Below are 13,615 nucleotides of genomic sequence, written 5' to 3'. Positions count from 1 at the left end.
GGCTGCAATAAACTGCGTTCTGCGTTCTGCGTTCTGCGTTCTGCGTTCTGCGTTCTGCGTTCTGCGTTCTGCGTTCTGCGTTCTGCGTTCTGCGTTCTGCGTTCTGCGTTCTGCGTTCTAACAGGACTGCTCAATCGCTTCCTGTGCCTGCTGGAGTCTGTCTGCTTTCTCTTCTTCACTGAGATAGCGGAAGCTACCGTCGTCGGTAGGCTCGCGCACGCGGCCGCCGCGTCCCAGTACTTCTGCGTTTTGACGTGCCGCTTCACAGCGCTCGGGGTCTTTTTGCGCTTCTGCCTGGGCGCTGGAGCTCTGAGCGCTCTGCTGTTCGGGTGTCATGTGAGAATAGTCCACCGGCTCGCTGTGGCCGGTTTTGGGTTGAATGGCGGTGCTTTTAACACCATTTGGCGGGCGGGTGCCAAAATGGGTATTGCCATCCTCATCAACCCACTTATAAAAGGTCTCGGCTGCCTGAGTGGCAAGCCCGCCCAAACACAGTGCTGTAAAAACAAAGCCCAACAGCCATTTGCCTGCCGGTGCTGAGTGCTCTTTTTTTGAAATCATAGCCCCACCAAGTTGTTCGTTATCCGACTGGCACTATAACCTTATTTATCTAACGGGTGTGAAACCGGCTGTGGGATTTGTGACATCGGTGCTTTGCAGCCCTTTTGATAGAGCAAAAACTGCCCTAAAATCTTGACTTTATGGCATATGCTGAGACAATACCCAGTCTCGCTAGATGGCTCGCAGGCCCGCCGACAACCTCGGCAGCTTCGGCCGCGCCAGCAAGTCACCCGCTTGTTGAACCATCCGCACCGCGTAGGCGCATCCACCGATGCCGCCTGCCCAAGAAACCGCAGTCGCTACCAGCGCGTAACTTGGGGAATCCTGATATTCAATTAGCTCTGCTATTGCGGCGGCAACAGGCGTTGGCGCTCTGCTATAGTGGGGCGTATTTATTTTATTCAGCAGTATAAAGGGGAAATAACGTGGAAATGCTATCAGGCGGCGATATGTTAATTCGCGCGCTGCGGGACGAAGGCGTAACAACCGTTTTCGGCTACCCCGGTGGCGCTGCGCTGCACATATACGACGCTATTTTCCGGCAGCAAGACGTCAAACATATTCTGGTGCGCCACGAGCAGGCGGCCACTCATGCGGCGGATGCCTATTCGCGCTCGACCGGCGAGGTGGGCACTGTACTGGTCACCTCTGGCCCGGGTGCAACCAATGCCATTACTGGTATTGCTACCGCTTATATGGATTCTATTCCAATGGTGGTGCTGTCGGGTCAGGTGGTCTCAGAGCGCATTGGCGAAGACGCCTTTCAGGAAACCGACATGGTCGGTATTTCGCGCCCCATCGTAAAGCACAGCTTTATGGTGCGCGACGCGCGCGATATTCCCGAAGTGGTGAAAAAGGCTTATTACATTGCCCGCACCGGTCGGCCTGGGCCTGTGGTAATCGATATCCCCAAAGATATCACCAACCCGTTTGATACCTATCCGTACGAGTATCCGGAAAAGGTCAAAATCCGCTCTTACACGCCGGCTACTCGCGGCCACGCGGGGCAAATTAAAAAAGCTGTGCAGTTGATGCTGGATGCCAAGCGCCCGGTCATTTACGCCGGCGGTGGCGTTGTGCAGGGTAACGGCTCTGAGCTGCTAACCGACATCGCTCGCAAGTTGAATTACCCGGTTACCAACACCTTGATGGGGTTGGGCTGCTATCCCGGGTCTGATCGGCAGTTTTTGGGCATGTTAGGAATGCACGGTACCTATGAAGCGAATATGGCTATGCACCACGCCGATGCCATATTGGCCGTGGGCGCGCGCTTTGATGACCGCGTGACCAATGCGGTGAACAAGTTTTGCCCTAATGCCAAGATCATTCATATTGATGTAGACCCGGCGTCTATCTCTAAAACCGTTACCGCGGATATCCCCATAGTGGGTGCGGTAGACAGCGTATTGAGTGAAATGCTGGCGCTGATTCTAGAGAGCGAGCAAAAGCCCGATGCCTCGGCGGTGAAAAACTGGTGGGAGCAAATTGACGAGTGGCGTGAAAACCACGGTATTTACACCGCACCGCGTTACGACAACAGCGGTGAAAAAATCATGCCGCAGGACGTGATTAAAACCCTGCACGAGGTCACTGGTGGTGACGCCTACATTACCTCTGATGTGGGGCAGCACCAGATGTTTGCTGCGCAGTACTATCTGTTTGATAAGCCGCGTCGCTGGATCAACTCGGGTGGCCTGGGCACCATGGGCTTTGGTCTGCCTGCGGCGATGGGCGTGCAAATGGCCCATCGCGACGCGGTGGTGGCTTGTGTGACCGGCGAAGGCAGTATTCAAATGTGCATCGAAGAGTTGTCGGCGCTTAAGCAGTATCACCTGCCGGTGAAAATTATCTGCCTCAACAACCAGGCCCTGGGCATGGTGCGGCAGTGGCAGGACATGCAGTACGACAGCCGTTATTCCGAAAGCCTGTATGAAGACTCACTGCCAGACTTCGTCAAGCTGATGGAGGCCTACGGCCACGTGGGTATTCGTGTCACGAAAAAAGAAGAGCTGAAGGCAAAAATGGAAGAGTGCTTTGCCATGAAAGATCGGGTGGTCTTTATGGACATAGCAGTCGATACTTCCGAGCATGTTTACCCCATGCAAATTGCCGGCGCCTCTATGCGCGATATGTGGTTGAGCAAGACGGAGCGCACATAAAATGAGACGAATTATTTCTGTATTGATGGAAAACGCCCCCGGTTCTCTTTCACGGGTGGTGGGTTTGTTTTCACAGCGTGGTTACAACATTGAGTCGCTGACTGTGGCGCCAACGGAGGACGAGACATTGTCTCGTCTGACTCTGACCACCATTGGTGATGATCATAAAATCGAGCAAATTACCAAGCACCTGAACAAGTTAATTGATGTGGTAAAGCTGGTGGATTTGACCGAAGGCGCGCACATCGAGCGCGAAGTGATGCTGATTAAAGTAAAAGCTGCCGGAGCTCAGCGCGCTGAAATTAAGCGCTGTGTTGATATTTTTCGCGGCCAGATCGTGGATGTGACTGCCAGCTTGTACATTATCCAAATTACCGGCACCAGCGATAAGCTGGACGCTTTCTTACAAGCCGTGGGCGATGCTTCTATTTTAGAAGTGGTTCGCTCTGGTGTTTCGGGTATTGCCCGAGGCGAGAAGGTGCTTAGCCTGTAATTTGCCTACCCGGCTCCGCATCGCGCGGAGCCGTTTTTCTTTTTCAGCCGTTAAACAATGGCAGCACCGCAAGGCGGCTCCCATCCATCATTCGCCTACAAAGCTATAAGCCATAATCACCGCATCCTCGCGCCCTTTGTTCGCAGGATAATAGTTCGGTCTCAGTCCGACCTCGGCAAAACCGAGTTTTTGATATAAGGCAATAGCCGGCAGATTAGATTCGCGCACTTCCAGATAAAGGGTATCGGCAATACCATCCAGCTTGTGAAGCAATTTTGACAGCGCGGCATAGGCCAGCCCTTTGCCTTGCTGCCCGGGGTCGACGGCGACATTTAAAAGCTCTGCACTGCCAGCAGCGCTGGTCACCACAAAATAACCGGCCAGGGTTTGCTCAACGTAAATAAGAATACAGTGCTGGCGGGTGTGCAGACAGTCGGCGAATAATTTGCGGCTCCAGGGGTGAGAATGAGCGCGGTTTTCAATTTTGCAAAGGGCGTCTATCTGAGTTTCACTCAGCGGTTTTAAAGTAATGTTTTGGCCTTGCGGGGCTGGGCATGGACCGAGCAGGGTTTGCGCGTCGAGTGGTTTAAACGGCATGCAGGGCGTTCCACAACTGGCGTTTTAACTGGGGTTTTTGCAATAGTTCGCTCAGGCTTGGCAAAACCAGGGCGGGCAGTTGTTGCGTGCCGGTTAAATTGAGTGTGGCTTTGGCGAAAGTGTCGACTTTTGTGTGGGGGCTAACAAACCACTGTGCGGCATCGCCGCCCATCAACCACAGCTCGGGTTCTTGTTGCTTAGCTAGCTCCTCACCAAGCCAGGCTTGTAGTTCTTCTCGTAGGTCATCTTCACTGTACATCTTCGCCAGTTGTTCATTCAAGGGGCAGCGCATGCGCTCGGGATTACTAAGCGGGGTATTCTGCTCGCGGCACAGGCGCAAAATGTTGCTGAGCAGTGTTTCGGTGGGCAGGGCGCTGCCAGGGGTGTGCTCATCGATAATCAACAATTTTGGGCTCGGCCGCCATAAATGTAGATGTACAGGGGCTACGCCAGTTTGCGCTTTCGGCAGGTTGACTTGAAGCGGCTCTTTGCGCACTGGTTTGCTGGACTGGGTGATACCCATATCATCCAGCACATTACCTACTTTGCTCGGTGTTCGTTCGTGTGACGTGGGCGCGTCGGTGTTTGCAGTGGGCAGCCTTGTGGCCTCGTTGTGCGGCGGCGCCGCCTCCGCTGCTGGAGGTAAATCCTGGGCGGCAAGTGGCAGTTCACATAGCACAGGCTCGGGTGCATAGGGCAGTACTACCCGGGGAACAAAACTGTCTATCCCCAGGGCGCTTAAATACTGATGGCGCTGCCGTTCGTTCATACGCTTTTAAATGCCCTCGCGCTGGGGATGCGAGCGCTCGGGCGCCGCGAGTAAATTGAGCGCGTGCAAATACGCCTTGGCAGAGGCGGTGACAATGTCGGTATCCGCGCCCACGCCATTGACAATTTGGCCACCTTTTTCCAGACGCACGGTGACATCGCCCTGAGAGTCTGTCCCCTGGGTAATGGCATTCACCGAGTAGAGTTTTAACGTAGCATTGCTTTTTACCAGGCTTTCGATGGCCTTGTAGGTAGCGTCTACCGGGCCACTGCCTGTGGCTTCGGCCTGTTGTACCGCACCGTCGATTTTAAGGCTCAATTTGGCTGTGGGCTGTTGCCCGGTTTTACAAACGATTTCCAGGTCGCCAAGCTTATAGGTTTCGGGTACCGATTGCGGCTTCACATCGCTGACCAGCGCCTGTAGGTCTTCGTCAAAAATCTCGTGTTTCTTGTCGGCTAGATCTTTAAAGCGTTCAAAAGCGGCGCTCAGCGCTTCGGGGTTGTCGAAGGTAATGCCCAGCGCTTCAAAGCGCGCTTTAACAGCGGCGCGGCCGGAGTGTTTGCCCAGTACCAGTTTGTTGGTGTTCCAGCCCACATCCTCGGCACGCATAATCTCGTAAGTTTCGCGGTGCTTGAGCACCCCGTCTTGGTGAATGCCGGATTCGTGGGCGAAGGCGTTGGCGCCCACTATGGCTTTGTTGGGCTGCACAGCAAAGCCGGTAATGCTGGATACCAAACGCGACGTGGGCACAATGTGACTGACGTCCAGGTCGGTGTGTACCGGCATCATGTCCTGGCGGGTGCGCACGGCCATGGCAATCTCTTCTAGCGCCGCGTTACCGGCGCGTTCGCCCAAGCCGTTTATGGTGCACTCTACCTGACGGGCACCGTGCATCACCGCCGCCAGCGAGTTGGCCACCGCAAGGCCCAAATCGTTGTGGCAATGGGTAGAGAAAATCGCTTTGTCAGCATTGGGTATGGCGTTAATTAAACGCCCAAACATCGCACCATATTCCCCCGGTTCACCATAGCCAACTGTGTCGGGCAGGTTGATAGTACGCGCGCCGGCGTCAATAACCGCTTCGATAATTTTGCACATAAACTCAAATTCTGAGCGGCTGGCGTCTTCCAGTGAGAACTCCACATCATCGGTGTGATTACGGGCCAGTTTTACCGCAGCAACCGCTTGCTCCAGCACCTTGGGTGGCTCCATCTTCAGCTTGTACTGCATATGGATGGGGCTGGTGGCAATAAAGGTGTGAATGCGCCCGCTGTTAGCGGGCTTGATCGCTTCGGCGGCGCGTTCAATATCGCCCGGCACCGCACGGGCCAGGGAACAAATAGTGCTGTCTTTCACCGCCTGGGCGATCGCCTGAATGGATTCAAAATCGCCTTTACTGGCAATGGCAAAGCCCGCCTCGATAATATCAACCCGCATTTTTTCCAGCATCTTGGCGATGCGGATTTTCTCGTCACGGGTCATCGAAGCGCCGGGGCTCTGTTCCCCATCGCGAAGGGTAGTGTCGAAAATATACAGCTTGTCTTTAGCGGTCATGGCCTTGCCTAAATAATCACGGTTGAATCAATTAGGCATTATAGAGTTTGCACGAGGGGAATAACACCGGTGGATTGGGGGGTAGAAGAGGAGGCTTAGGGGTGAAGGACCCCCGCCGCGGACTAAGCTAGATGCCTAGGGCTGAGGGGGGAAGGAGGAAAGACTGTTAATCGGTTTGGATATTTTCTCCGCTAGCCGATCAAAAGTTGGGTGAAATTAAATGAGGTGCGTTTTTACTCTGCCGTGAGCAGCTCGCGCAGTTCGCGCTCAGCGGCGGAGGGATCTCCCAAGTTTAATTCAAGCATGCGGCGCAGGTGCTGCATGCTGTTCAAATCCATGGATTGGCAGGCCAAACCCAGTTCGCTATCGCTGTGGTGGGCCAAGGTAGTTTGCATGGTAATCACTGCCTGGTCTGACAAGGTGACTGCCAATTGAATGGGGGATGCGGAGTCAAGTTGGGCTGCATCGAGCCCGGCAACCAGGGCACCGTTAAGGGATATATCTCGCAGTTCGGCACGCCACTGGTTGCCCCCCTGAGATAGTTGAGTATCGAGGTCGAAAGGAATTCGGGTGAAGCGACGTCTTTCGTGACCGGACATGGTTGAGCCTTATTGTGAAAGTAATCATTGCATTGTAGCTGAACAAGTTGTTGATCGCCGCCTGTTATAATTTCGCTTTTTTAAGCGTACAGGGTATTAGGGCTTTTATGACAAGCTACAGAATAGGCATTGACTTAGGGGGTACAAAAACCGAGGTGATACTGCTGGGCGAGGATAGTCGAGAGCTGTTCCGCAAGCGTATTCCCACCGCGCGGGATGATTATCAGCGCACCTTGGATGATCTAGCAACCCTCGTGGCAGATGCCGAAGCGGCGGCCGGCTGCGATTTGCTGCCGGTGGGGCTGGGAATTCCCGGTACTGTATCGCGGCAAACTGGCCTGGTAAAAAACGCAAACTCCACCTGGCTGAACGGTCAGCCGTTACAAGTAGATTTGTCGCAGAGGTTGGGCCGCGACGTAAAGGTGACCAACGACGCGAACTGCCTGGCGGTATCCGAGGCCGCCGATGGCGCAGGTGCCGGTTACGATTTTGTGTTTGCCGCTATTTTGGGTACAGGTTGCGGCGGTGGGGTTTGTTATCGTGGCGCGCCTTTTGCGGGGCCCAATGGTGTGGGCGGTGAGTGGGGGCACAATCCTCTGCCGTGGACGCGGGATGCCCAGCTAAACGCCCGCCCTTGTTATTGCGGTCGGTTCGGTTGCCAAGAGACTTTTTTATCCGGCACAGGCATCGGCATAACCTACCGTTTAGCCACGGGCAAAACACTGGACGCCGCGCAGGTCGTCGAGCTTTGGCGTGCGGGTGACGCTGCTGCTATAGAGGTTATGACGGCGTATATGGACCAACTGGCCCGCGCCTTGGCAGCGGTGATTAACGTCATGGACCCTGATGTGATTGTGTTGGGAGGAGGGGCGTCGAATATCGATGAAATTTACCAGCAGGTGCCTGCAATCTTACCCAATTATGTTTTTGGTGGGGAGTGCGACACCGAGATCAAACAGGCTGTGCACGGGGATTCCAGTGGGGTAAGAGGAGCGGCCTGGTTAAATCCGTTTTAATTTTGGGAGCGGGGAACGAACTGTCCCTGCATCCACCGCTACCCCAAGCCGATTGGCTGCGCGTTTTTAGTCGGCGACTTGCACCTGATTTCGCCCTCTTTGTTTGGCGAGGTAGAGCGCCTGATCCGCGGCGTACACCAGTTGTTTAATGGAGTTGTTTTTGCCGGGGATGATGGTGGCAACGCCCAGACTGACCGTGATGCAGTTATGTGTGGGGGAGCCATTGTGTTCAATCGCCAGCGTTTCGATGGCGCGGCGGGTGTTTTCGGCGATACGTGTTGACCCGGCCCGATCCGTGTTGGGCAGTATCAGCATAAATTCCTCGCCGCCGTAGCGCACGACTTTGTCGGTGACGCGTTGCATCTGTGCCTGTAGTGTTTTGGCAACCGAAATCAGGCACTCGTCGCCTCTCTGGTGGCCGTAGGTGTCGTTAAAGTGCTTGAAGTGATCCACATCGAGCATGATCACTGACAGCGGTTGACCCTCGCGCCGCAGGCGCAACCAGGTGTTTTCAAAGTAGGCATTGCCGGAACGCCGGTTGGTTAGGCCCGTCAGCCCGTCCCGGTCTGCCAGTTTCTGCAGTTCGTTGTTGACTTTCTCGAGGGTGGCCGTGCGTTCGGCCACTTTCTCTTCCAGTGTGTGTGAGTAATCCTGAAGCTGCGCGTAGAGGCTGGCGTTTTCAGTGGCAACGGCGGCTTGTGCCGCCAGCAGGTGAATGAGCTCCACCCGGGTTTCGGTGAACACGCCCTCGGCCAGGTTGTTTTCCATATAAACCGCCGCTTCAAAATGCGCTCTCTTAATGGGAACACAAAGCACCGAATGCGGGCGCCGATTGACCGAGTAGGGGTCGTGAATAAAGGGGCCCTCGGCGCAGGCGTCGTGTAGCACAATCGCTTCGCCCTTTTGAAAGACCTGGCTGATAATGCTCATCGGCAGGGCGATGGCCTTACCCTGACGGTCGTTCACCAGTGTGTGATTGGGCAGCTCCGATGAAGGTGGGCTTTGCGGGGCCGGGAGGGTGGCTTCCACGGCGTACCGGCCTTGCTGTCGTACGATTATGCAGCCCCACTGACCGCCGGCATTTTCCAGCAAAATGGCCAGGGTTTTTTGCAGCAACTGATCGAGCACCATCTCGCCGGAGATTTCCCGCGAGGCTTTCATGACTGAGGCGAGATCCAGATGGGACAGTGGGGTCGGCGAATCTCCCGCTGGAGCCTGACGCCACTCGCGCAGTACCGGGTATTGCTCCTCCAGCTGGACCACTTTGCGTCTGGCGCCCCAGCGGTTGTAAACGCCGTGGGCGCCGCGTAAATAACCCTCGGCCGAGCGCGCCTTGCCCTGTGCTAACAGGTGGCGCGCGGCGCGCTCCATGGCGGTGGCTTCATCGCGCAAAAAGCCGTTAGTCCGGGCGCCGTCAATGGCGACGTCGTAGTGGGTCAGTGCCGTCTCGTAGTTACCGTCCAGGTGGGCCAGTTCCGCACTCATTAGCATTTGCAGGTGGCGGAAGTTGGCCTCGCAGTTATCCGCCCAGCGGGTCACCCTGGCCAGATCCTTTTCCAGTCGTTGGCGCGTGGTTTTTTGCTCGGCGGTATTCATGCCCGGGTAGAGTGTGGTGAGCGTCAGGTTGGCTACGATGTAAAAACGCACCAGTTGCGGCAGCGACATGGCCGAGCGGATCAGCGGATCCTGCTTTTTGACAAACGTCAGTGCCTGTTCGTAGTCGCCGTAGAGCAGGTTGATCTCGGCGTTGTAAATATGATGGTTGGCGATGCCGGTCATGAACCGGCGCTCGCTCATTTGCTCGAGACAGTGTTGCGCATCGAAATCGTCACTGCTCAAGCTGAACGGGGACTTGGTGTCACCGAGCAGGTTGCGCTGCAACTGCAAAAAGAGTGTGCTGGAATCGAGCGAGTCCTGATAGGCGCATTCGCGCACAATTTGCAGGTTCTCTTCGTGCTGTTGGCGTGCGGTTTCCAGATCCAGGCCCGGGTCCCAGATCACGCAGTCTTGTGCGCTGTAGGCCAGATAGAGCAGGTCGCCGGACTGGTAGCCCGCCTCAATGCCTTTGCGGAACCAGGGGGTGAGGCTCGACCAGTGGTTGCTCCAGTGATGGATGAACATGGCGTAGACATAGATGACGCGCGCTCTGAGAGTGAGATCATCCAGCCGCTCGTTGATGGCCAAACCCGTCAGACCGTACTGGTAGCCGAGGGCGGGCTCGTCCAGCTCGCCGCACAACAGCATGCCGTAGGCGGCGTAGGCGAAGGCGGACTCCGGACAGTTGCCGCAGCGCAGCGCCAGGTTAACCGACTTGAGCACCAGATAGCTGAACAGGTTGCCACTGCCGGACAAAAAGGCCGCGGCGAATATCTCCATCAGTAGCCGCATGGCCGCCAGGGTGGCGGGATCATCAATGACGGGCGCATCCACCAGCTCGGCAATTTGTCGGCCCGCTAAATACTGCTCCACGTGCTGGCGCTCCAGGGCTATGTCCGCTTGGCTGGGGTGTTCGGTAAAGTCGATGCCCAGCAGTGCCAGACCTTCGATACAGGCCTGAATAGACTCTCTCATCCGCCCTTGGGTGGCATTCTGGCGGGTGCGGATGGCGAGAATCTCAGCCCGCTCCAGCGAAGTGTGCGCATGCTCGAGCATGAGCTCAAGCCAGTGATCCGCCTCTTCGGTGCGCCCGGTCAGGTAGAGGCACAATTGCATCTCGCTGGCCAGCGTTGCCATCAGTGAGCCCATGCGTGACCAGGGGTTGTGCGGCAGCAGATCTTTTGCGATCTGCAGGTAGTTCAGTGCCGGTTCGTAGGCCGAGGCCTGGCGGGCAAGAATCCCCGCGCGCAGGTTCAGCTCGGCCAGCAGGCGTTGTTCACTGGTGTCGATCAACCCCCGGCCCTTGTTGAGGTGACTGACGATATCGATCAACCGGTCGTTGCCGACCGTATCGCCGGCGTGCTGGAGCATCAGCCGCCCCACCCGCAGGTGCATCCGGGGCAGCTCGTCGGCCTCAATAAGACCGTAGGCGGCCTGCTGCACCCGGTCGTGCTGGAAGCGGTAGTAGGGGTTGAGCGAGAGGTGCTCGTCGGATTGATTGACCAGGCGGTAGTCGCTGTGCAGCGGCAGTACTGTGTATTGCTTCAACGCCAGCAGCAACGCCTGGGCCGTCTCGGCGGTGCTGTGCTCATAGATGTTGGCGAGCGTTTGGAGCGTAAAGGTGTTGCCGATACAGGCCGCCAGTTTCAGCGCCGTCTGTGTCTCGTCGGGGAGTTGGCGCAGGTTTTTGAGCATGAACTCAACCACGTCCTGGTCGGCGTCATCCCAGCTGACGCCGTCCAGTTCCCAGAGCCATTGACCGGTTTGCGGATCCGGCCAGATGGCGCCCTGGGTGTGCAACTGGCGCAGCAGCTCGTTGGTGAAAAAGGGGTTGCCCTGGGCCCGGTGGAAGAGCATTTCGGCAAGTCCGAGGCTGGCGCGCGGTTCACAGCGCAGCGCGTCCGCCACCAGTTGGGTTACCGAGGGCTGATCGAGTGGCCCCACAGGAATATCGTGAAGGCGTTGATGCTGGCTCAGATCGTCCAGCAGCCCCCGCAGCGGGTGGCCGGGGCCGACTTCATTGCTGCGATAGGCGCCGATCAGCAGCAGGTGAGTCTGGTGTCGTGAGGTGACGATGAGGCGCAGCAGCTCCAGGGTGGGGGTGTCACTCCATTGCAGGTCATCCAGAAACAGCACGACCGGGTGCCCCTCGCCGGCAAACGCCTGTAAAAAGCTCGCCAACACCAATTGCAGCCGATTGCGGCTTTCGGCCGGTGGCAGCTCGGGCACGGGTGGCTGCTCACCGATGATCAGAGCCAACTCCGGTACCAGGTCAATTACCAGAGCGCCGTTGGGGCCTAATGCCTCGATCAGTCTATCCCGCCATCGGAGTAGTTGTTGTTCCGGTTTGAGCAACACTTGTTGCACCAGAGCGCGAAAGGTGGTCGCGAGTGCCGAGTAGGTTTGGCGCTGCTGGTACTGATCGAACTTGCTCTGTACCAGAAAACCGCGCTCGCGGATCTGGTGGCGGTCGAGCTCGTTGACCAGTGCGGATTTGCCCACGCCGGAGTAGCCGTGGACCAGGCAAAAGCGGGTCTTGCCGGACACGGCCTGTTCGAACAGAGCCAGTAACCGCTGTAATTCCCGCTCGCGCCCGTAAAGCGCTTGGGGCACCAGAAATTTCTGCAGGCGGTCTTTTTCCCCCGGCGTGAAGGGCTCCGGTGTGCGTCCCTCTTTGACCGCGTCCGCACACAACGCGAGATCGTGCAGCAGGCCCTGGCTGCTCTGGTAGCGCTTTTCGGGGGACTTTGACAGCAGCTTCAAAACGATGGCGGAAACGGCTTCCGGTATACCCGGTAACAGCGTCTCAGGCGCGGGCGGCAGGCGGCTTACATGCTGATGAACCCACTCAAGTGTGTCGCCTGCCTCGAAGGGGCACTGCCCGGTCAGCAGTTCGAACAGCACGACGCCGAGGGAGTAGTAATCGGAACGGTAATCCAGACTGCGGTTCATACGGCCGGTCTGCTCCGGCGAGATATAGGCCAGCAAGGGGGTATGCTGGCTCAGATACTCACTTTCCTGACGTTCCTGGCCCAACTCTGAGGCCAGGCCAAAACCGGTTAACGCCAGCGAGTCGCCGCTGGGATCGATCAGTATGTTGTGGGGGCAAATGGATTTGTGAACAATGTTGCGGGCGTGTATGTCGCCCAGTGTTCGGACCAGACTTTGGGCGATCTCTAGAACCTGTATGACCGGCAAGTGCCCGGCCCGGCTCTGGCTGAGCCGAGTGGCCAGAGAGCTATCGTAAAGGTCACTGATCAGTGCCAGGTTGCCGCTGCCGTGGGGGACCAATTCGTGGACTGTTCGAACTCCCCGTACGCCTTCAAGGCGGGCGGTGATGCTGGCCTCGTGACGCAGTGCGGCCACCTGCTTGCGATCCGGGTAGTCGGTATCGAGCGTTTCCAGAGTGACTCGTGTCCCGTCCGCCTGGCTCTCGGCACGGTAGGCGACTCGCCCCGCGTTGCGCCACAGGCGTGAGTCAATGGTGTATCCGGGCACTTGCACAGTGTCTTGCATCACGCATCTCTCGGCAGAGTCAGTCGGCCTGTTGGAACAACCGATCAAAAGTTGCGCCGAATGCCTCGTGGGCGTTATCGCGCAATGGCTCACCGTGACCGCACAGGGCGTGTTTGAACTCCAGTGCCTTCAGGCGATGGAAGTCTTCAGCCTTCGGTTCCGCTACCTGATACCACACCGGGCCGACGTTGGCCGGCGTAAAGAAGCCCATGCTTTCCATTCGCTCCCGGCTGGCATCGCAAAAGTGCTCGTCGGGGCTCAGCCAGTTTTGCAGGGCGTCGCAGGCGATCAGGATGCCGCCGTCGCGTTGCAGCTTGATTATCCCCTCGGGGATATTGGAAGTTTCGAACGCAAACAGGGAGGCATCGCTGATGGGCAGAGCCGAAGTCTGCTCGAGCGGTTGGGCCGAGTGGCCGGGGTCGGTCTCTATACCTGGCATCACCCAGTGCCTGGCCTGATAACGGTCAAGGTAGAAAGCGTCGTCGCGGTCGTGCAATGCCCCCAGCCGGATGACATCGGTGATCTCGCCGAGCTGTTCCAGCTGGGCGAGCCCATTGTCATCCAGGCGAACGGTGTTGATCAGGATCAATCGATCGCCGTCGCGGACCACGGTCATATTCCGGCTGAAGCGCCAGTCCATATCCATGAGTACCGTTTCCATGGCACCGCTAACGCAAAACACATCGGTGAATACCTCTTCGATGGCGCCGTGTGCCAGCGCGGGCGGGAAAGCATTGGGGGTGGATTGATTCATA

10 protein-coding genes are annotated in these 13,615 nt (G+C 57.1%); 3 read left to right on the top strand and 7 right to left on the bottom strand.

The window, feature by feature from the left end; genetic code table 11:
* Positions 1-117 precede the first annotated feature (117 nt).
* On the bottom strand, positions 118-561 hold the full coding sequence (locus NHM04_RS08120) for a DUF4124 domain-containing protein (protein ID WP_254266478.1): 444 nt from the start codon (positions 559-561) through the stop codon (positions 118-120).
* A 425-nt stretch (positions 562-986) separates the two neighbouring features.
* Between NHM04_RS08120 and NHM04_RS08115 the strand changes: the two genes are divergently transcribed.
* Both NHM04_RS08115 and ilvN read left to right on the top strand, forming a co-directional pair.
* Entirely contained in the window at positions 987-2,720 is a 1,734-nt protein-coding gene (locus tag NHM04_RS08115; protein ID WP_254266477.1) for an acetolactate synthase 3 large subunit, read from the top strand.
* Between the two features lies 1 nt (position 2,721).
* Positions 2,722-3,213 (top strand): acetolactate synthase small subunit, encoded by a 492-nt coding sequence (gene ilvN / locus NHM04_RS08110; RefSeq protein ID WP_026286800.1) that lies wholly within the window; start codon positions 2,722-2,724, stop codon positions 3,211-3,213.
* An 87-nt stretch (positions 3,214-3,300) separates the two neighbouring features.
* Here ilvN and rimI read toward each other — a convergent pair whose 3' ends face one another.
* The 4 genes from rimI to NHM04_RS08090 all read right to left on the bottom strand — a co-directional run bounded on the left by rimI (position 3,301) and on the right by NHM04_RS08090 (position 6,732).
* On the bottom strand, positions 3,301-3,810 hold the full coding sequence (gene rimI, locus NHM04_RS08105) for a ribosomal protein S18-alanine N-acetyltransferase (RefSeq protein ID WP_254266476.1): 510 nt from the start codon (positions 3,808-3,810) through the stop codon (positions 3,301-3,303).
* Positions 3,800-4,579: a hypothetical protein gene (locus NHM04_RS08100; RefSeq protein ID WP_254266475.1), complete on the bottom strand. Its 780-nt coding sequence runs from the start codon at positions 4,577-4,579 to the stop codon at positions 3,800-3,802. Before NHM04_RS08100 ends, rimI begins: the two co-directional genes overlap by 11 nt.
* A 6-nt stretch (positions 4,580-4,585) precedes the next feature.
* Positions 4,586-6,133, bottom strand: a complete 1,548-nt coding sequence (locus NHM04_RS08095) for a 2-isopropylmalate synthase (RefSeq protein WP_254266474.1) — start codon at positions 6,131-6,133, stop codon at positions 4,586-4,588.
* Positions 6,134-6,366: 233 nt separating this feature from the next.
* Positions 6,367-6,732, bottom strand: coding sequence for a PilZ domain-containing protein (locus tag NHM04_RS08090; protein WP_254266473.1), 366 nt, complete (start codon positions 6,730-6,732; stop codon positions 6,367-6,369).
* 107 nt (positions 6,733-6,839) lie between these two features.
* On the opposite strand from NHM04_RS08090, the gene NHM04_RS08085 reads away from it, so the two are divergent.
* The gene (locus NHM04_RS08085) at positions 6,840-7,748 is read left to right on the top strand and encodes an ROK family protein (RefSeq protein WP_254266472.1); all 909 of its coding nucleotides are present in this window, start codon (positions 6,840-6,842) and stop codon (positions 7,746-7,748) included.
* Positions 7,749-7,814: 66 nt separating this feature from the next.
* On the opposite strand, the gene NHM04_RS08080 is transcribed toward NHM04_RS08085, so the two are convergent.
* Together NHM04_RS08080 and NHM04_RS08075 are read right to left on the bottom strand one after the other, a co-directional pair.
* Positions 7,815-12,860 carry a diguanylate cyclase gene (locus NHM04_RS08080; protein ID WP_254266612.1) on the bottom strand — a complete coding sequence of 1,682 codons (5,046 nt, stop codon included), beginning with the start codon at positions 12,858-12,860 and terminating at the stop codon, positions 7,815-7,817.
* Between the two features lie 19 nt (positions 12,861-12,879).
* Positions 12,880-13,614, bottom strand: a complete 735-nt coding sequence (locus NHM04_RS08075; RefSeq protein WP_254266471.1) for a hypothetical protein — start codon at positions 13,612-13,614, stop codon at positions 12,880-12,882.
* Between the last annotated feature and the right edge of the window lies 1 nt (position 13,615).

It is taken from the genome of Gilvimarinus sp. DA14 (assembly GCF_024204685.1).
Classification (GTDB): Bacteria; Pseudomonadota; Gammaproteobacteria; order Pseudomonadales; family Cellvibrionaceae; genus Gilvimarinus.
Note: the sequence above shows the minus strand (reverse complement) of the source record. Positions and strands in the feature narration are given on the sequence as shown.

Bases quoted from the DNA above. Each gene is read 5' to 3' on its own strand.
- NHM04_RS08120 (WP_254266478.1), bottom strand. From the start codon at position 561: ATGATTTCAAAAAAAGAGCACTCAGCACCGGCAGGCAAATGGCTGTTG.
- ilvN (WP_026286800.1), top strand. From the start codon at position 2,722: ATGAGACGAATTATTTCTGTATTGATGGAAAACGCCCCCGGTTCTCTT.
- rimI (WP_254266476.1), bottom strand. From the start codon at position 3,810: ATGCCGTTTAAACCACTCGACGCGCAAACCCTGCTCGGTCCATGCCCA.
- NHM04_RS08100 (WP_254266475.1), bottom strand. From the start codon at position 4,579: ATGAACGAACGGCAGCGCCATCAGTATTTAAGCGCCCTGGGGATAGAC.
- NHM04_RS08095 (WP_254266474.1), bottom strand. From the start codon at position 6,133: ATGACCGCTAAAGACAAGCTGTATATTTTCGACACTACCCTTCGCGAT.
- NHM04_RS08090 (WP_254266473.1), bottom strand. From the start codon at position 6,732: ATGTCCGGTCACGAAAGACGTCGCTTCACCCGAATTCCTTTCGACCTC.
- NHM04_RS08085 (WP_254266472.1), top strand. From the start codon at position 6,840: ATGACAAGCTACAGAATAGGCATTGACTTAGGGGGTACAAAAACCGAG.
- NHM04_RS08080 (WP_254266612.1), bottom strand. From the start codon at position 12,860: ATGCAAGACACTGTGCAAGTGCCCGGATACACCATTGACTCACGCCTG.
- NHM04_RS08075 (WP_254266471.1), bottom strand. From the start codon at position 13,614: ATGAATCAATCCACCCCCAATGCTTTCCCGCCCGCGCTGGCACACGGC.